This window comes from Blastococcus sp. SYSU DS0552 (assembly GCF_054050815.1).
Window position 1 is genome coordinate 1 of sequence record NZ_JBJHAB010000010.1, and the last position, 17,523, is coordinate 17,523.

At 71.7% G+C, this 17,523-nt stretch carries 19 protein-coding genes; 5 read left to right on the forward strand and 14 right to left on the reverse strand.

Annotation, left to right across the window (positions count from 1 at the left end; all coding sequences use genetic code 11):
• Positions 1 to 144: 144 nt before the first annotated feature.
• A complete protein-coding gene (locus tag ACI8AG_RS11745; RefSeq protein ID WP_456597181.1) occupies positions 145 to 1,656 on the reverse strand; it encodes a leucyl aminopeptidase in 1,512 nt (503 codons plus the stop codon).
• A gap of 89 nt (positions 1,657 to 1,745) precedes the next feature.
• Between ACI8AG_RS11745 and gcvT the strand changes: the two genes are divergently transcribed.
• Entirely contained in the window at positions 1,746 to 2,864 is a 1,119-nt protein-coding gene (gene gcvT, locus ACI8AG_RS11750) for a glycine cleavage system aminomethyltransferase GcvT (RefSeq protein ID WP_456597182.1), read from the forward strand.
• A gap of 13 nt (positions 2,865 to 2,877) precedes the next feature.
• On the opposite strand, the gene ACI8AG_RS11755 is transcribed toward gcvT, so the two are convergent.
• The 4 genes from ACI8AG_RS11755 to ACI8AG_RS11770 all read right to left on the reverse strand — a co-directional run bounded on the left by ACI8AG_RS11755 (position 2,878) and on the right by ACI8AG_RS11770 (position 5,269).
• Complete coding sequence (locus ACI8AG_RS11755; protein WP_456597183.1) at positions 2,878 to 4,020, reverse strand: YihY/virulence factor BrkB family protein; 1,143 nt, start codon at positions 4,018 to 4,020, stop codon at positions 2,878 to 2,880.
• Between the two features lie 87 nt (positions 4,021 to 4,107).
• Positions 4,108 to 4,380 (reverse strand): DUF4235 domain-containing protein, encoded by a 273-nt coding sequence (locus ACI8AG_RS11760; protein WP_456589558.1) that lies wholly within the window; start codon positions 4,378 to 4,380, stop codon positions 4,108 to 4,110.
• Positions 4,377 to 4,826, reverse strand: coding sequence for a DUF3618 domain-containing protein (locus ACI8AG_RS11765; RefSeq protein WP_456597184.1), 450 nt, complete (start codon positions 4,824 to 4,826; stop codon positions 4,377 to 4,379). The genes ACI8AG_RS11760 and ACI8AG_RS11765 overlap by 4 nt, the downstream gene beginning before the upstream one ends.
• Positions 4,823 to 5,269 (reverse strand): phage holin family protein, encoded by a 447-nt coding sequence (locus ACI8AG_RS11770; RefSeq protein ID WP_456589556.1) that lies wholly within the window; start codon positions 5,267 to 5,269, stop codon positions 4,823 to 4,825. Before ACI8AG_RS11770 ends, ACI8AG_RS11765 begins: the two co-directional genes overlap by 4 nt.
• A 123-nt stretch (positions 5,270 to 5,392) precedes the next feature.
• On the opposite strand from ACI8AG_RS11770, the gene ACI8AG_RS11775 reads away from it, so the two are divergent.
• Positions 5,393 to 5,605 (forward strand): hypothetical protein, encoded by a 213-nt coding sequence (locus ACI8AG_RS11775; protein ID WP_456597185.1) that lies wholly within the window; start codon positions 5,393 to 5,395, stop codon positions 5,603 to 5,605.
• 39 nt (positions 5,606 to 5,644) lie between these two features.
• Here the strand turns inward: ACI8AG_RS11775 and ACI8AG_RS11780 are convergent, their stop codons facing one another.
• Both ACI8AG_RS11780 and ACI8AG_RS11785 read right to left on the reverse strand, forming a co-directional pair.
• Positions 5,645 to 6,628 carry an aldo/keto reductase family protein gene (locus tag ACI8AG_RS11780; protein WP_456597186.1) on the reverse strand — a complete coding sequence of 328 codons (984 nt, stop codon included), beginning with the start codon at positions 6,626 to 6,628 and terminating at the stop codon, positions 5,645 to 5,647.
• 55 nt (positions 6,629 to 6,683) lie between these two features.
• A complete protein-coding gene (locus ACI8AG_RS11785; RefSeq protein ID WP_456597187.1) occupies positions 6,684 to 7,301 on the reverse strand; it encodes a DUF3043 domain-containing protein in 618 nt (205 codons plus the stop codon).
• Positions 7,302 to 7,453: 152 nt separating this feature from the next.
• On the opposite strand from ACI8AG_RS11785, the gene ACI8AG_RS11790 reads away from it, so the two are divergent.
• Positions 7,454 to 7,801, forward strand: a complete 348-nt coding sequence (locus ACI8AG_RS11790) for a HesB/IscA family protein (RefSeq protein WP_456589552.1) — start codon at positions 7,454 to 7,456, stop codon at positions 7,799 to 7,801.
• A gap of 208 nt (positions 7,802 to 8,009) precedes the next feature.
• Here the strand turns inward: ACI8AG_RS11790 and asnB are convergent, their stop codons facing one another.
• The 3 genes from asnB to ACI8AG_RS11805 are packed head-to-tail and all read right to left on the reverse strand — an operon-like array spanning position 8,010 to position 10,694.
• The gene (gene asnB, locus ACI8AG_RS11795) at positions 8,010 to 9,941 is read right to left on the reverse strand and encodes an asparagine synthase (glutamine-hydrolyzing) (RefSeq protein ID WP_456589551.1); all 1,932 of its coding nucleotides are present in this window, start codon (positions 9,939 to 9,941) and stop codon (positions 8,010 to 8,012) included.
• 41 nt (positions 9,942 to 9,982) lie between these two features.
• Positions 9,983 to 10,339, reverse strand: a complete 357-nt coding sequence (locus ACI8AG_RS11800) for a DUF3817 domain-containing protein (RefSeq protein ID WP_456589550.1) — start codon at positions 10,337 to 10,339, stop codon at positions 9,983 to 9,985.
• A complete protein-coding gene (locus ACI8AG_RS11805; RefSeq protein ID WP_456597188.1) occupies positions 10,329 to 10,694 on the reverse strand; it encodes a metalloprotease in 366 nt (121 codons plus the stop codon). Before ACI8AG_RS11805 ends, ACI8AG_RS11800 begins: the two co-directional genes overlap by 11 nt.
• 319 nt (positions 10,695 to 11,013) lie before the next feature.
• Between ACI8AG_RS11805 and ctaC the strand changes: the two genes are divergently transcribed.
• Both ctaC and ACI8AG_RS11815 read left to right on the forward strand, forming a co-directional pair.
• Positions 11,014 to 11,913 carry an aa3-type cytochrome oxidase subunit II gene (ctaC, locus tag ACI8AG_RS11810; protein ID WP_456597189.1) on the forward strand — a complete coding sequence of 300 codons (900 nt, stop codon included), beginning with the start codon at positions 11,014 to 11,016 and terminating at the stop codon, positions 11,911 to 11,913.
• 51 nt (positions 11,914 to 11,964) lie between these two features.
• Positions 11,965 to 12,369 carry a cytochrome c oxidase subunit 4 gene (locus tag ACI8AG_RS11815; RefSeq protein ID WP_456597190.1) on the forward strand — a complete coding sequence of 135 codons (405 nt, stop codon included), beginning with the start codon at positions 11,965 to 11,967 and terminating at the stop codon, positions 12,367 to 12,369.
• 768 nt (positions 12,370 to 13,137) lie between these two features.
• Here ACI8AG_RS11815 and qcrB read toward each other — a convergent pair.
• Genes qcrB through ctaE form a run of 4 tightly spaced genes read right to left on the reverse strand, consistent with a single transcriptional unit; the run spans position 13,138 to position 17,402 of the window.
• Positions 13,138 to 14,823, reverse strand: a complete 1,686-nt coding sequence (gene qcrB, locus ACI8AG_RS11820; RefSeq protein ID WP_456597191.1) for a cytochrome bc1 complex cytochrome b subunit — start codon at positions 14,821 to 14,823, stop codon at positions 13,138 to 13,140.
• Positions 14,823 to 15,935 (reverse strand): cytochrome bc1 complex Rieske iron-sulfur subunit, encoded by a 1,113-nt coding sequence (gene qcrA / locus ACI8AG_RS11825; protein ID WP_456589545.1) that lies wholly within the window; start codon positions 15,933 to 15,935, stop codon positions 14,823 to 14,825. The genes qcrB and qcrA overlap by 1 nt, the downstream gene beginning before the upstream one ends.
• Complete coding sequence (qcrC, locus tag ACI8AG_RS11830) at positions 15,932 to 16,777, reverse strand: cytochrome bc1 complex diheme cytochrome c subunit (RefSeq protein ID WP_456597192.1); 846 nt, start codon at positions 16,775 to 16,777, stop codon at positions 15,932 to 15,934. Before qcrC ends, qcrA begins: the two co-directional genes overlap by 4 nt.
• A gap of 7 nt (positions 16,778 to 16,784) precedes the next feature.
• On the reverse strand, positions 16,785 to 17,402 hold the full coding sequence (gene ctaE, locus ACI8AG_RS11835) for an aa3-type cytochrome oxidase subunit III (protein ID WP_456597193.1): 618 nt from the start codon (positions 17,400 to 17,402) through the stop codon (positions 16,785 to 16,787).
• Positions 17,403 to 17,523: the final 121 nt, after the last annotated feature.

The following is a 17,523-nucleotide window of genomic DNA, read 5'->3' on the forward strand; positions in this document are numbered from 1 at the left end:
CTGACAGAACACACTAGCACACCGCCCCCGGCGCCCCCCCCCCCCCCCCCCCCCCCCCCCCCCCGCCCCCGCCCCCCCCCCCCCCCCCCCCCCCCCCCCCCCCCCCCCGGACCCCGTTTGATCAGGTCACCTGATCATCAGAGGTCAGTCGGCGATGAGGGCCTCGATGGTGGCGAGCAGGGTGCGGACCGGGACGCCGGTCCCGCCCTTCGGCGTGTAACCCCAGGGCGCCGAGGTGTTGTAGCTCGGGCCGGCGATGTCGATGTGCGCCCACGGCAGCCCGGCCGGCACGAACTCGGCGAGGAAGTGCCCGCCGACGAGCATCCCGCCCATGCGGTCGGTGTTGGCGTTGACGAAGTCCGCGACCGTCGAGTCGATCCCCTTCCGGAGCTCCGGCGGCAGCGGCATCGGCCACATCGACTCGCCGCTGCGGTCCGCCGCGGCGATGACCGCGTCGCGTAGGTCGTCGCTGCCCATCACGCCCGAGGTGCGGGCGCCGAGGGCGACCATCTGTGCGCCGGTGAGGGTGGAGGTCTCCAGCAGGACGTCGGGGGAGTCCTCGGCCGCGCGGGCGATCGCGTCGGCCAGCACGACCCGCCCCTCGGCGTCGGTGTTCGTGATCTCCGCCTTCTTGCCGTTGCGGAAGGTGATCACGTCCGCCGGGCGGTAGGCCGTGCCGCTGGGCAGGTTCTCCGCCATCGGCACGGTGGCGACGACCTCGACCGGTAGCCCCAGCTGTGCCACGAGGCACACGGTGGCGATCACGGCCGCGGCGCCGGCCATGTCGCTCTTCATGTCCTCCATCTTCGCGGCGGGCTTGATCGAGATGCCGCCGCTGTCGAAGGTGATGCCCTTGCCCACCAGCGCGACCTTCTTGCGCGCGCCCGCGCCGGCGTAGGTCAGGCGCAGCAGGCGCGGCTTGCGGGTGGACCCGCCCCCGACGGCGAGGATGCCGCCGTACCCGCCGGCCGCCAGCGCGTTCTCGTCGAGGATCTCCGCCGTGAGCCCGAGCTTCTCGCCGGCGGCGGCACCGCGGGCGGCCAGCTCGGCCGGGTACAGGTCGTTCGGCGGGGTGTTCACCAGGTCGCGCACGAGGGCGACGGCGTCGGCGACGGCGCGGACGCGGCGCAGGGCCGCCTCGGCGGCACCGGCGCCGGGCACGACGATGGTGAACTCGCTCGGCGGGGCCGGGCGGTCGGCGGGCAGCTGCGACTTGTAGGCGGTGAACTCGTACGCACCCAGCAGGGACCCCTCGCCGACGGCGTGCAGCCGCTCGGCGTCGGGCGTCCCGCCCACGGCGGCCAGGAGGCTCACCACCGAGCGCCGGCCGCGCAGCGCGCGGCTGGCCGCACCGGCGGCCCGGCGCACGGCCTCGGCGCGGTAGCCGCCGGACGGCTCGGGCGCGCCCAGGCCCACGACGGCGACGACCGGGAAGGGCCCCTGGCCGAACGAGGGCAGGCGGGTCACCTCGTCCTCGGCGCCGCGGGCGCCCAGGTCGGTCAGCGCGGGGAGCAGGCGGCCGCCGAGCAGGCGGTCGAGCGCCTCCGCGCCGGGTGTCGGGAGCGGCCCGTCGGGCCCCTTGCCGACGGCGACGACGACGGCGTCGCCGGTCAGCTTCTCGAGCGGGTGGTCGGTGGCGGAGATCGTCGGCGGCACCGGTCGATCGTAAGAGAACCTCTCGGCCGACCACCGTTCGCGGGCCCGAGGGGCGGACCTGCGCTCGGGCTCGGCACTAGCGTGGCCGCGTGACCCCGCGCACCTCGCCCCTCCACGACCGGCACGTCGCCGCCGGAGCCAAGCTCGCCGACTTCAGCGGCTGGTCGATGCCGATCGAGTACGCCGGCGGGGGTGTTCTCGCCGAGCACGCCGCCGTCCGGGAGGGCGTGGGGCTGTTCGACGTCTCCCACCTGGGCACCGGCACGGTCCGCGGGCCGGGCGCCGCCGCGTTCGTCGACTCCTGCCTGACCAACGACCTGTCCCGCATCGGGCCTGGCCAGGCGCAGTACACGATGTGCTGCGTGCCCGACGGCGAGGCCGGCGCCGGGGGAGTGGTGGACGACCTGATCGTCTACCTGCACGGACCGGACGACGTCCTGCTGGTGCCCAACGCGGCGAACGCCGCCGAGGTGCTCGGCCGGCTCGCCGACATCGCTCCGGCGGGCGTCGCGGTGGCGGACCGGCACACCGAGGTCGCCGTCCTGGCCGTGCAGGGCCCGCGGTCGCTGCAGGTGCTGGAGCTGCTCGGCGTCCCGGGCGAGATCGGCTACATGTCGTTCGTGACGGGCACCGGGGGGGCCGGCGCCGAGGTGACCGTGTGCCGCACCGGCTACACCGGCGAGCACGGCTACGAACTCCTCGTCGGCGCCGACCGGGCGGGGGAGATGTGGGACGCCCTGCTGGAGGCGGGGCAGGACCTCGGCATCCGGCCGTGCGGGCTCGGTGCGCGGGACACGCTGCGGACCGAGATGGGATACCCGCTGCACGGGCACGAGCTCTCCCGCGACATCAGCCCCGTCCAGGCCCGCGCCGGCTGGGCCGTCGGCTGGCGCAAGCCGGCATTCTGGGGGCGCGCGGCCCTGCTGGCCGAGAAGGAGGCGGGCCCGGCCCGGCTGCTCTGGGGCCTGAAGGCGACCGGGCGCGGGATCCCGCGCCCGGGCATGGCGGTGCTCGGCGCCGACGAGGCCCGCGTGGGCGAGGTGACCAGTGGGACCTTCTCGCCGACGCTGCGGACGGGCATCGGGCTCGCGCTGCTGGACACCGCCGCCGGTGTGGTCGAGGGCGACCGGCTCGCCGTCGACGTCCGGGGTCGGCGGGAAGCCGTCGAGGTCGTGCGCCCGCCTTTCGTGCCCTCGCACGTGCGCTGAGCGGGGCCGCTCGCTAGGGCGCGTTCTTGCGGGTCGGGTCGCTGTCGCCCTTCTCCGGCTCCGCCTTGGCCGGCAGGGTGTCGGCCTTCACGGCGTCCCGCTCACCCATCGGCAGCGGCTCGCCGTCGGTGGTGTCCAGCCCGGTCTGGTGCTCGGCCTCCGAGTTGATCTCCGCGCCGAGGAGCACCAGGTAGCAGGTCAGGTACAGCCACAGCATCAGCACGACGACCCCGGCGATGGCGCCGTAGGTCTCGCCGTAGCTGCCGAAGTTGTTCACGTAGAGCGTGAAGCCGAGGCTGACCAGCGCCCACACGACGGTGACGACGATCGAGCCGAGGCTGACCCACCGGAAGCGGGGCGCGTCCCGGTCGGGGGCCACCCGGTAGAGCACCGCCAGCGAACCCGCGACGACGGTCAGCAGTGCCACCCACCGCGCCACCTCGATCAGCACGGTGCCGACCGCGCCGAGCGGGAGGAGGTCGATCACCACCGGGAGGACGGCGACCAGGCCGATGGTCAGGAGGACGAAGACGATGGCGCCGAGGGTGAGGACGAGGGAGAGCGCGCGCAGCTTGACGAAGTTGCGGGTCTCCACCTCGTCGTAGGCGATGTTGACCGCCTTGACCAGGTTGTTGACCCCACCGGAGGCGCTCCACAGCGCCGCGAGGATCGAGAGCACCAGGCTGAGGGTGAGCGCCCCGCCCGCGTTCGCGGTGACGGCGGTGACCTGGTCCTCGATCAGCCGCTGCGCCTCCGCGGGGAGCCCGGCGGTGAAGGACTCGACCTGGGCGGCGGCCTGCTCGGGGGTCACGACGAGCCCGTAGATCGAGATCACCGCGAGGAGTGCCGGGAAGATCGCCAGGAAGCCGAAGAACGCCACCCCCCCGGCGATGATCGGCATGTTGTCGGCGTTGTTCTCCGCCCAGGCGCGCTTGAGCACCTGCTTCCAGCCGCCGGCCGGGATCTGCAGCGGGTTCGCGGCCCGGATGCCCGGCAGCTGCTCGGGCGCGGGCGCGTCCGAGGGGAGCTGGTGGGGGTCCCGCGGCGGCCCGTCCTCTTCTGCCGCCCGGGCCGCTGCCGCGCGTCGTGCCGCCTTCTCCTCGACCCGCTGGCGGATCCGGTCGACGGCGCTCTCCCGTGGCCGGGTGCCGGTCATGAGCTCTCCCTGGTGCTGGGCCGGCGACCGGCCGCGGGGTGGTGGGGTCGGCGGTGGCCGGGTGCGGTGCCCGGCCACCGCGCCGGGTCAGTCGCCCGGCCACGCCCCGGTGAGCTTGGTGAAGCCCTGCGCCCCCAGGCGGTCGATGGTCGCCTTGGTGGCCGCGAAGATCGCGCCCTGGAGCGCGGCGGAGACGACGATCTCCCACATCGGGTACTCGCCCTGCAGCGCGTCCGGTGCGTCGTCCTCGCCGCTGATGCGCTTCCACACCTGCTTGAAGACCGCACCCGACACGGCACCGGCCGCGATACCCGCCGCCAGGCCGATCGGCCGGTAGGCGAGCTTGGCTCCCTTGCTCAACGCTTCCTCCTCGCATCCCGACGGGCCTGCTTCTCGGCCCGCTTGGCAGCCTTCCGCGCGGCGGCACGCCGGGCGGCCAGTTCCCGGCGCGCCCGCTTGGCCTCGCGCCTGCGGCCCACGCGCGCACCGACCAGGAGCTCCTCGGTGCTGGCCCGTCGCCGCGCGCGCCGCCGACGCCACAACACCAGACCCACCAGACCGGCCAGCGCCGCGCCGGCACCGGCGAACGCCGGGGGGCTCTCGCGGTAGGTCTCGACGGCGGTGTCCTTGGCCCGGGCGGCGCCCTCCTTGGCGCGGGCGGGCACGTCGAGGCGCTGGCTGAGCTCGTCGACCGTGCGGCCGAGCTGCTCTCGGGTCGCCTCGATGTCGGCCCGGATCTCGTCGGGCTGCGTCGGCCCGTTGCTGGACTGTGCGTCGTCGGGTCGCGGCCCGCTGGGCGTGCTCACCGGCGTGCACTCTCCTTCACGGTCGTGATGTCGGCCTGGACGCTGGAGATGGCTTCCGTGGGCACCGGCGGGGATCCCTTCTGGACGTCCTTCTTGCCCACGAGGGCGAGGACGCCCGCGATGGCGAAGAGGACCAGGGTGACGATCAGCGCGGCCAGCCAGGCGGGCATGATCAGCGCCAGGGCGAGGATGGCGGTCGTGATGAGGGCGGCCAGCCCGAAGAAGGCGACGAGGCCGGCGGCCCCGAAGAGGCCGGCGCCGACGCCCAGTCTCTTCGCCTTCTGGGTCATCTCCACCTGGGCGAGGCGGGCCTCGTCCCGGACCAGGCGGCTGATCTGCTCGGTCAGCCGGCCGATCAACTCACCGGTGGATGCGTTCTGGGGCTCGGCGTCCACGGCCGCGCGGGTCGCGCCGGCCGTGGGGTCGGGGCGGGGTGTGCTCATCGGTCCTCCGGGTGGGCGGGGTCGATGCAGGTCCATGCCCCCGGCGGCGGGCCCGTAACCGGCGCCGTGATCACAGCCGGGGAACGATGCGCCCGGCGTGGCCCTCGCCACTAACCTGCCTGCATGAGCTGGCACTGGCGTCTCGAGGACCCCGCTGGATCCCCTCTCGACCCCGCGGCGGTGGGGGTGGAGGTGCCGACGGCCGACAACCAGGGCGACGCGGAGTCGTGGCTGGGGGAGAACTGGCGGGAGCTGCTCGACCGCGGGGTGGCCACGGTGACCCTCTTCGACGGCGACGAGAAGGTCTACGGACCGATGGGGCTCGCCGCCACCTGACCCTCCACGTGAGGTGGAGGGTCAGGTGGTGCGGCCTCCTCAGCCGCGGGCGGTCTTGGCGGGGTCCCGTTCCACGATGTCCCCGAGGACCTCGTCGATCCTGGCCATGACCTCGTCATCCAGGCGGACACCGGCGGCCTTGACGTTGTCGTGCACCTGCTCCGGGCGCGTCGCGCCGATGATGGCGGCGGCGACGTTGCCGTTCTGCAGCACCCAGGCCAGCGCCAGCTGGGCCATCGACAGCCCGAGGTCCTCGGCGATCGGCCGCAGCTGCTGCACCCGGCCGAGGATGTCGTCGGTCATGAACCCCTGCATCGACCGCCCGGCCTCGGCGTGACCGGCCCGGCTGTCGGCCGGCGGCTGCTCGCCCGGCCGGTACTTGCCGGTGAGGATGCCCTGCGCCAGCGGCGACCAGACGATCTGGGAGAGCCCTTCCTTCTCCGACGTCGGCACCACCTCGGCCTCGATGACCCGCCAGAGCATCGAGTACTGCGGCTGGTTGCTGATCAGCTGGATGCCGAGTTCGCGGGCCAGCGCTGCGCCGGACGCGATCTGCTCGGCGTTCCACTCGGAGACGCCGATGTAGAGGGCCTTGCCCGACCGGACCAGGTCGGCGAAGGCGGTCATCGTCTCCTCGAGCGGCACCGTCGGGTCGTAGCGGTGGGCCTGGTACAGGTCGACGTAATCGGTCTGCAGCCGCCGCAGCGAGGCGTGGCAGCTCTCGATGACGTGCTTGCGACCCAGCCCGCGGTCGTTGCGGCCGGGACCGGTGGGCCAGTAGACCTTGGTGAAGAGCTCGATCGACTCCCGGCGGTGGCCGGCGAGCGCCGTCCCGAGGACGGTCTCGGCGCGGGTGCCGGCGTAGACGTCGGCGGTGTCGAACGTCGTGATCCCGGCGTCCAGGGCGGCCCGGACGCAGGCGTGCGCGGCGTCCTCCTCCACCTGCCCGCCGTGGGTCAGCCAGTTGCCGTACGCGATCTCGGAGATGGTCAGGCCGGAGCGGCCGAGGCGTCTGAATTCCACGGACCGCGACGTTAGGCGCCGCGCCCGACCACCGCCCGATGGAGGGGGTCCTCTTTCAGACCTCGGCGCCCAGCGGGACCTCGGGCTTGGGGAAGCGCCACCGGCGGATCATGGTCGACCGGCTGATGCCGTACCAGACCAGGCCCTTCATCTTGTGGTCCCCGTCGGGGAACCGCTCGCGGACCGTGCGCTTGATCTTCCGCCCGAGCACCACCGAGTCCATGATCAGCAGCAGGAAGAAACCGAGCAGCAGGAAACTCGTGTAGCTCTTCACCGCCATGCTGGGCACGAAGGTGCCGATGAGGGCCAGGGCGGCGATGGCCAGGAAGAAGCTGCCGATGTTGCGGCGGCTGTCGACGAGGTCGCGCACCAGCTTGCGCTCCGGGCCGCGGTCGCGGGCGGGCAGGTACTCCGTCTCACCGCGGGCGATGCCCTGGCGGGCGTCTGCGCGACGCAGCGCCTGCTGCTCCCGCATGCGCTTGTAGGCCTCCTTGCGCGTGGTGGGCGGCGGCGGGGGAGGGCCCTGCCGCCGGCCCTGCGCCTCGTTGCGCTTCGGCGTCGGCCGGCCCTTGCCGCCGGCCTTCACCAGCTGCCCGGTCAGCTCGCCGTCGTCGCCGGGCGTGGCGGTGGTCGTCTCGGCATGGTCACGGCGGCCGGGCAGGCGGAGCTTCACGGCCCGGAAGTCTACGTGTGTGAGCAACGGAGCCCCGGACGTCGCGCTCGGAGCCGTACAGTGGGTGCGCACGGGAAGCGGAGCCGTTCCGACGGCGTTCGTCCGCGGCAGGACGCGCCTACGCGGACACCCCGGAGGGAGAGGACAGAAATATGACGGTGCAGGACACCACGGCCACCGGCGTCGTACTCAGCGACGCCGCGGCAGCCAAGGTCAAGGCACTGCTGGACCAGGAGGGCCGCGACGACCTCCGGCTGCGCATCGCCGTCCAGCCCGGTGGCTGCTCGGGCCTGCGGTACCAGCTCTTCTTCGACGAGCGGTTCCTCGACGGTGACCAGACCTACGACTTCGACGGCGTCGAGGTCATCGTCGACCGGATGAGCGGTCCCTACCTCGGCGGCGCGGTCATCGACTTCGTCGACACCATCGAGAAGCAGGGCTTCACCATCGACAACCCCAACGCGCAGGGCTCCTGCGCGTGCGGCGACTCCTTCAACTGACGAAGGACCCCTCTGCCCCGCCGCTCGCGGCGGGGCGGAGGTGCCGTACGAGGCCCGGTTCCCCTTCTGGGGAACCGGGCCTCGTGGTGTTCGCGGGGACCGGTCATGACGAGGGGAGGCCCGGAGTGTCCGCGCGGGCGTGACGAAACGGCTCCACGTGATCGGGGGACGGCACGTGGCCGCGGTGCGATCGGCGAGGATCGCGGTGTCAGAGCCGGACGGGGTAGACCGTCTCCGGGATCTCGGGCGTGATCCGCTCCTCGACGAAGATGCCGTGCCAGACCATGAAGACCAGCAGGGTCCACAGCTTGCGGGAGTGGTCGACCGGTGAGCCGGCGCGCTGGTTCTGCCGGTGGGCGGTGAGCATGGCCAGGACCTGCTGCTTGTCCAGCCACTCGTCGGTCTGGCTGTCCTCGATGATCTGCCGGGCCCAGTCGTGCAGGTCCTCGGCCAGCCAGTGGCGGGTGGGGACCGGGAAGCCGAGCTTGCGGCGGTTCAGCACGTGCGGCGGCACGATCTGCTCCAGCGCACGCCGCAGGGCGTACTTCGTCGTCTCCTTGGTGACCCGCTGGTCCACCGGGATGGTCGAGGCCACCCGGAAGACCTCGGGGTCGAGGAACGGGACGCGCAGCTCCAGCGAGTTGGCCATGGTCATCTTGTCGGCCTTGACCAGGATGTCGCCGCGCAGCCAGGTGAAGAGGTCGACGTACTGCATCGCGGTGACGTCGTCGTAGCCGGCGGCGCGGGTGCGCTCGTACAGCTCCCGGGTGACCGCGACGTGCGAGAGGTCCGGGTCGCGCTTCTCGAGGAAGGTCAGCTCCTCGTCCCGGAAGATCCGCGCGTTGCCGTAGTAGCGCTGCTCCAGCGGGATCGAGCCGCGCCGCAGCAGGTCCTTGCCCCGCATCCCGTCGGGCAGCTTCGTCGACAGGGTGCCGAGGGCACGGCGGAGACCTCGCGGCAGCCGGTCGAAGGCGGCCAGGGACAGCGGCTCCCGGTAGATGTTGTAGCCGCCGAACAGCTCGTCCGCCCCCTCGCCCGAGAGCACCACCTTGACGTGCTTGCGCGCCTCGCGGGCGACGAAGTACAGCGGCACGAGCGCCGGGTCGGCGACCGGGTCGTCGAGGTACCAGACCACCAGCGGGATCGACTCGGCGAACTCCTGCGCCGTGACGACCGTGGTGATGTGCTCCACCCCGATCGCGGCCGCGGACTCGGCGGCGACGTCGATCTCGGAGAAGCCCTCGCGCTCGAAGCCGACGGTGAACGTCCTGAGGTCGGGGTTGTAGCGCTTGGCCAGCGCCGCGATCGCGGTGGAGTCGATGCCACCGGAGAGGAACGAGCCGACGGTGACGTCGGCCCGCATGTGCACGCGGACGGAGTCGTCGAGGACCTCGGCGATCCGGTCGTACAGCGCCTGCTGCTCGTCCTTCGCCACCGGCCGGAGCGGGAAGTCCGGGTGGAAGTACCGCTGCGTGGTGAGCTCGCCGTCGGCGACGGTGAAACTGGTGCCGCTCTCGATCCGCCGGATCCCCCGGTGCAGGGTCGCGGGCTCCGGGACGTACTGCAGCGTCAGGTAGTGCTGCAGGGACGCACCGTCCACACCCCCGGCGGCGACGCTGCCGCCGAGGAGCTCCAGCAGCGCCTTCTTCTCGGAGGAGAAGGCGATGGCCCCGTCGGCGAGGCGGGTGGTGAACAACGGCTTGATGCCGAAGGGGTCGCGCGCGCCGAACACGGTGCGGGTCTGGCTGTCCCAGATCACGAACGAGAACATCCCGCGCAGCCGGGTGACGACGTCCTGTCCCCAGAGGTGGAACCCGGCCACGATCGCCTCGGTGTCGCCCTCCGTGGCGAAGGTGGCGCCCGCCGCGGCCAGCTCCTCGCGCAGCTCCAGGTAGTTGTAGATCTCGCCGTTGAAGACGATGCGGTACCGGCCGTCGGCGTAGGGCATCGGCTGGTGGCTGTGCTCGATGTCGATGAACGACAGGCGGTTGAACCCGTAGACGACGCGGTCGTCGTGCCAGACCTCGTTCTCGTCCGGGCCGCGGTGGCGCAGACAGTGCAGGGCGCCACGGACGTCGGCGACGACGTCGTCGGTCACGCGGGGGGCGTCGGTGGAGAAGTAGGCGAGCAGGCCACACATGGGGGCGCGGGACTCCGGGGGTCGGGGGAGGGGTGGCCAGGTCAGACGCGCTCGCCGGCGCGGGTCTTCGCGGTCGCCTTCCGCTCGGCGAAGAACGACAGCACCGGCACGGTGCCGGCGACCAGCGTGAGCACGGTGCCCTTGAACGTCCAGCGGGCACGGATCGCCAGGTCGACGGTGGCCAGGAAGAAGAGCCCGTACAGGAAACCGTGCGCAGTGCCGAGCACCGCCGACGGCTCCGGGATGCCGGCGAGGTGGTTGAGCGGCACCGCCACGAAGATCAGCAGGATGAGCAGCACGCCCACCACCCAGGCCATGGCCCGGTAGCGCTGCAGCGCCGCTCCGATGCTGCGGTCGTCCCCCCGCCCGGTCGGCGTGGCGGTCCGTTCAGCGGCCATTGCTGCTCCGTTGTCCGAGGGCCCGCTCGTTGAGCTCGGCGAGGTAGGCGTTGTAGGCGGCGAGCTCGGGGTCACCGCTGGTGTCGATGCGCGGGCGCTGGTAGAGCACGACCGCGTTGCCCGGCTGGTCGTCGTCCGGATCGCGGTGGAGCTCGATACGCACCATCCGCACGTAGAACCACAGCCCCATGAAGCCGTACAGCGGCCACTGGAGGGCGTAGCTCCAGTTGACGGCGCCGCCGCCGGCCTCGGCCTTGGAGAGCTGCCAGTAGCCGAGGAAGAAGGTGGCGACGAACAGGGCGACCACGAGCAGGTGCAGGAGCACCCATTTCGGGGTCAGCAGCCGGGAGAACACGGCACCGACTCTAACCGCCACCCAGGCGCGGCCGGTCCGCCCGCACCGGCGCGCCCCGTCGCGCGAGCGCGGGGGCCGACCGGCGGCCGCCGAGGATGGGAACCGGCGACCGGCCGCCGGTGCCGACCCGGGGCTGCCCCGCCCGGCGGGCAGCGAGGTCGCGACCCGCCGGACCGTCTCCGGTGGTCGGCCCCTGAGGCGGGTCGGCTAGTCTCGGCCCACACTGAGTCCGGCGTGGTTGCACTCTGCCGAGGACCGGTGGAGGACCCGCTGGAGAGACCGCCCGGACGTCGGGCGGAGGACGAGGAGGCAGCGAGCAGTGGCTCGAGGCAGCAGGCTCGCGCGGCTGGCCGCGCTCGGTCTCCTGGGGGTGCTGACCCTCACCGGATGCGAGCTCGGCGACAGTGCATGGTGGGAGCGCAACTTCATCCGGTGGGGCTGGCCCGACGGCATCACCGACGAGGCCGAGGCGATGCGCCAGCTGTGGATCGGGTCCACCTGGGTCGCCCTGATCATCGGGCTGGTCGTGTGGGCGCTGATCGCCTACACGGTGATCCGCCACCGCAAGAACAGCGACGAGCTGCCACGCCAGACGGCGTACAACCTGCCGCTGGAGATCGTCTACACGATTTTCCCCTTCCTGGTCATCGCGGGCCTCTTCTTCTTCACCATCACCACGCAGAACCGGGTGATGGAGCGCAGCGAGGACCCCGACGAGGTCATCGCCGTCAACGCCTTCAAGTGGAACTGGCAGTTCGTCTACCCCGAGACGGCGGGCCCTGACGGCGAGCCGGTCGACACGGTGGGGACGAGCACCGAGATCCCGATCCTCGTCGTGCCGACCGACCGGACCGTCCGGTTCGAGCTGGCCTCCGCCGACGTCATCCACTCCTTCTGGGTGCCGGAGTTCCTCTTCAAGCTCGACGTGATCCCAGGCAACGAGAACGGCCGGGACAACGTCTTCGAGGTGACCGTCCGCGAGGAGGGCGCCTACGTCGGCCGCTGCGCCGAGCTGTGCGGCACCTACCACGCCTACATGAACTTTGAGGTCCGCGCGGTGTCGGGCGACGACTACGACGCCTACCTGGCCGCCCGGGAATCCGGCCTGGGCACCTACGAGGCGCTCGAGGAGATCGGGCAGTCCGGCGTGGCCGGCACCACGACTCCGCTGGACCTGGTGCTGGACAAGACCGAGGAGCAGCTGCAGACCGGTGGCTGAGGTCCTCGCATCCGGTAACCGGACCCCACACACGTACGAGGAGGCGCGGCCGTGAAGGTCGAGGCACTGATCTTCAATCTGCTCGCGGTGTTCTGCTTCGTGGCCGCGGTCGTCTACGGCTTCTGGGCGCGTGAACCCATCGGCACGACGGCGCTGACGCTCTCGGGTGGGCTCACGCTGCTCATCGGTGGCTTCTTCTGGTTCGTCTCGCGCCGGATCGACGCCCGCCCCGAGGACCGCAAGGACGCCGAGATCGCCGACGGCGCAGGCGAACTCGGCTTCTTCAGCCCCGCCAGCTACTGGCCCTTCACGCTGGCGCTGTGCGCCGGCCTGATGGGTCTGGGCCTCGCGTTCTGGTACATCTGGCTCATCGCGCTCGCCACCGTCGCCCTGCTGCTCGCCGTCGGCGGCCTGTTGTTCGAGTACTACGTGGGTCAGAACGCTCAGCAGAGCTGAGCCTTCGGACCCACCCACGAAGGCCCCCTCCACCCACTGCGGGTGAGGGGGCCTTCGTCGTCCAGGGACGCGGTGCGACGCGCATCCGGGTTCCTCCGGTGCTTGTTCTGGCCGGCTGGAAGGCCGGAGGACTGGAGCGGCCACCACGACGCCTGCCCGCGTTCACCGACCCGGGCCGCCGGCCGGGTGCCGGAGCCGTCGAGGGTGTCGAGCCGGCGTGTGGCAGCGGGTGTGGCATGTCCGCGAGATCCCAGCACCTCCGTGCGGTGGCTGCCTCGGAGCGGCGGGCACGTTGCAGGGCCCCGATCCGGCTCGTCGGCCACAACTCGTCGGGGATGGAGGGCGTCCCAGCTGGTGGTCGACGGGCGTGCTGGGGGCCGCGACGCGTCCACAGGGCGGGGCGGGGCCTGGTCCGGTTCGCTGCACCCGTCCGGCAGCGGGAAACCGGACCGCCCGGTTGGCCGCTGACGGACTGTGGCGGAGCGGTGGCGGGCCCCCACGGTACGCAGGCCGGGTACCGGCTCCCGAGGGCTCCGCGGCGGGGTATCGGCGCGGGGGAGCGGCCGGGCGCGATCATCGGCCGCGGGCGACCTCGGGGTGGTCGTCCCCCGCGCCTGGTGCGGGTCGGCAGTCGGCCACCAGGTCGTGCCGAGCGGGCCTCGGCCCCCGATCGATGCGTGTCCACGGGGAGCGGTCCGCGCCCTCCGGTCAGCAGATGCAGAAGAGCCCCGGTGGAGATCCCACCGGGGCTCTTCTGTCAGACGCTGATCAGTCGCGCGGGTCCTGCGGGCGGCCGCCGTCGGACGGGCGCCCACCCTCGGACGGGCGTCCCGAGGTCGTCAGCTCCCGGTCCGACTCGCTGGCCGAAAGCCCGCGGCCCTCGCCGCGCTGCTCGATCTCGACCGCCGTCGGCTCCTCCACGGGGGAGAAGAAACCGCGGACCGCGCGCCGTGCCGCACCGACCTGGTTCATCTTCTTCGGTACCGGAGCACCGCCGTAGGCGAGCTGCCCGTGGCCGTGGTCATCCACCGGGCCGATCGGCTGGTGCACCTCGATGAACTCGCCGTGCGGCAGTCGCCGGATGACACCGGTCTCGATGCCGTGCTCGAGCACCTCGCGGTCGTGCTGCTGCAGACCCAGGCAGATGCGGTAGGTGATCACGTAGACGATCGGCGGCAGGAGGACCAGGCCGATCCGGCCCGCCCACGTCATCGCGTTGAGGCTGATGTTGAACTTGTCGGCGATGACGTCGTTCCCGCCCGAGAGCAGAAGGATCACGTAGAACGTGATCGACATCATGCCCAGCGACGTCCGCACGGGCACGTCGCGGGGCCGCTGGAGCAGGTGGTGCGATGCGGTGTCACCCGTCAGCTTGCGCTCGATCATCGGGTAGAAGAGCAGCAGCATGAAGATGATGCCGGGCAGAACCGCCGTCGGCCAGAACAGCGCCGGGATCGTGTAGTCACCCGGCAGGTTCAGGTCCCATGCGGGGAACAGTCGGCTGGAGCCGTCCAGCCACATGATGTACCAGTCGGGCTGCGACGCGGCCGAGACCTGCGCCGGGTTGTACGGGCCCCACAGCCAGATCGGGTTGATCTGGGCCAGGCCACCGAGGGCCGCGCAGACCCCGAACACCACGAACAGCAGGCCGGTCGCCTTGCCCGCGAAGGTGGGGAAGAGCCGGTTGCCCACGACGTTGTGCTCGGTCCGGCCCGGGCCGGGGAACTGCGTGTGCTTCTGCTTGACGAGGACCAGCAGGTGCACGGCGATGAGCGCCAGCAGGATCGCCGGGATCAGCAGGACGTGTGCGATGTAGAGCCGGCCGATGATCAGCTCACCGATGTAGTCCCCGCCGAAGACCGCCCAGTGCACCCAGGTGCCCACGACCGGTATGGAGAGGATGATCGCCGACATGATCCGCAGACCGGTGCCGGAGAGCAGGTCGTCGGGCAGGGAGTAGCCCGAGAAGCCCTCGAGCAGCGCCAGGATCAGGATCACGACGCCGATGAGCCAGTTGCTCTCCCGCGGGCGGCGGAAGGCGCCGGTGAAGAAGATGCGCAGCAGGTGCACCACGATCGCCGCCACGAACAGCAGTGCGGCCCAGTGGTGCAGCTGGCGCATGAACAGGCCGCCGCGGACGTCGAAGGACAGGTCGAGGGCGGACGCGTAGGCGATCGACATGTCGAGCCCACGCAGCGGGTCGTAGGACCCGTCGTAGGTGACCTCGGTCATCGAGGCCTGGAAGAAGAAGGTCAGGTACGTGCCCGACAGCAGCAGGATGATGAAGCAGTAGAGCGCGATCTCGCCGAGGAGGAAGGACCAGTGGTCGGGGAAGACCTTGTTGAGGGTCCGCCGGACGGGTCCGGCGACGATCATGCGGTCGTCGAACTCGAGCGCGGCCTTGCCGAGCCGCGTCGTCGGGGCCCCCGGCGCCGTGGCGGTGCGAGCTGCCATCAGATGCGCTCCCGGTTCCAGTACGTGGGGCCGACGGCCTCAGGGTAGTCACTGCGGGCGACGAAGAATCCTTCGTCGTCCACGGTGATGGGCAGTTGCGGCAGTGAGCGGGTGGCCGGGCCGAAGACCGGCTTGGCGCCCTGCGTCACGTCGAACATCGACTGGTGGCAGGGGCACAGGATGCGGCTGGTCTCCTGCTCGTAGAGCGACACCGGGCAGCCGGCGTGCGTGCAGATCTTGGAGTAGGCGACGTAGTCGCCGTAGCCGTAGTCGGCGTGCCCCTCGCGCGGGCGCAGCGACTGGATCTGCTCGGGGCGCAGCCGGATGAGCATGGTGGGCGCATCGGTCTGCCGGTTGCCGCCGGGGACGGCCGGGAAGACCGTCTCCAGCGAGCCGGGTTCCTGGTCGCCGGGCCGGACGGGACTGCCGTCGTAACGGACCAGGCGGACGCCCTCGGCCCACGCGGTGCGCCCGAGCACGTTCCCGGTGCTCGGGTTGTTGATCAGCCCGCCGAGCGGCGCCAGCAGCATGACGCCGACGCCGGCGCCCATGAAGCCGAGCGACCGGGTGATCAGCTTGCGCCGGGGAAGCCCGCTGTTGTGGTACCCGCCGACCAGCGTGGCGCCGGTCGTGACCCGATCGAAGTGCGAGCCGTCGTGCTTGTCCTGGACGGCGGTCTCGTGGGGGAGCAGCTTCTTGGTGTAGAGGACCAGGCCCACGCCCACCAGCGTCAGGGACAGCCCCATGCACAGGCCCAGGAGCGGGGTGAACAGGGCACTCCAGGTGCTCCCCTCCTCGGCCCAGGACCACTCGGGGAGGAACCAGCCGGAGCCGACGTACACCACGAGGAACAGGAAGGCGAAGACCCCGGCGAGGGCGAACGTCCAGCCGACCTGGCGCACCGCCCGCCGCTCCATGGCGGACCCCGGTTCCGGGCCCGGGTCGACGTGGAGGATCTCCACGCCGTCGTACCGCGCGCCGAGCAGGTCCAGCTCCTCACGGCTCATCGCCGCGAGCTGCTCGGGGGTGTAGTCGTCGTCCGGGCCGCCGTGCAGCGGCCCTTCGGTGTCCGCGCCGCCGGCCGAGCCGGGGCGGGTGTCGCGCGTGCTCACGCCTTGCTCCCCATCCAGAAGATGCCCAACATCAGGGCACTGACGCCGACGACCCAGATGACCACGCCCTCGGCGGCCGGCCCCAGCCGGCCGACGCCCGCGCCGCCCGGGTCGGTCATGTTCGTGATGGTCTGGACGTAGGCGATGATCGAGCGCTTCTCCTCCGGCGACAGCTGGTTGTCCCCGAACACCGGCATGTTCTCCGGGCCGGTCAGCATCGCCGTGTAGATCTCCAGGTCGGTCGCGTCGTGCAGGCTCGGGGCGTACTTCCCCGAGGAGAGGGCACCGCCCTCACCGACGAAGTTGTGGCAGGACGCGCAGTTGAGCCGGAACAGCTCACCGCCCATGGCGAGGTCCCCGTTGCGCAGGTCACCGGAGGGCAGCGTCGGCCCGCCGCCGTTGGCCTGCACGTAGGCCATCAGCTGGTCGATCTCCTCGTCGGAGAACACCACGGGCTTGTCCGGCGCCTGGGCCTCCTGGCGCACCAGCGGCATGCGCCCGGTGTGCACCTGGAAGTAGACCGAGGCCTCACCGACGCCGATCAGCGACGGGCCGCGGTTGGGCACGCCCTCGAGGTTCGAGCCGTGGCAGGAGATGCAGCTGCGCTCGTACAGCTCGCGCCCGGCCGCCTCGGCCGCCGACTCGGTCTGCGTGCCGGCCGGAGCGGCCTGCGCCGGCGCGAACACCGAGTACAGCGCCCCGGTGAGGATCAGCGAGGCCATCAGGCCGGCGACGTTGGCGAGACGACGGCGGTGCTTGGACCTCCGTCGCGCGCGGGCCCGCTGGTCCGGGCTCGCGGCGTCGGCGAGCGGGGCGTCGGGGTGAGGGTTCGTGGTGGACACCGGTTCCCTATCGGATGAAGTAGATCGTGGCGAACAAGGCGATCCACACCACGTCGACGAAGTGCCAGTAGTACGAGACCACGATGGCGGAGGTCGCCTGGGCGGGCGTGAAACGGCCCATGGTGGACCGGATGAGGACGAACACGAAGGCGATCAGTCCGCCGATGACGTGCAGGCCGTGGAAGCCGGTCGTGAGGTAGAAGACCGAGCCGTAGGTGGACGACGAGATCGTCGTGCCGTGGTGCACCAGCTCGTAGTACTCGTACGCCTGCCCGAGCACGAAGACGAGCCCCAGGGCGAAGGTGATCGTGAACCATCGGCGCAGCCCGTAGACGTTGCCCTCCTCGGCCGCGAACACACCGAACTGGCAGGTGACCGACGAGCTGACCAGGATCAGCGTGATCACGAGCGCGTACGGGACGTTGAGCTCCGTGGGCTCGGGCGGCCAGCCGCTCTCGGCGCCGGCCCGTGCTCGGGCGGTGAAGTACATGGCGAACAGGCCGGCGAAGAACATCAGCTCGCTGGCGAGCCAGATGATCGTGCCGACGCTGACCATGTTCGGTCGGGTCAGGGAGTGCACCCGCGAGGTGTCGAAGGTGCTGCTCGCGACGGGGGCCGTTGTCACGGGGGTCATCATGGCATCGGCAGGACCCCGTCACGACTGCGGGTGGTGACGGCGTGGCGCCAATGTGACCAGCTCGATACCGACTCACCGGCCGGGCCTGCGCAGACGTCTCCGGGCACTA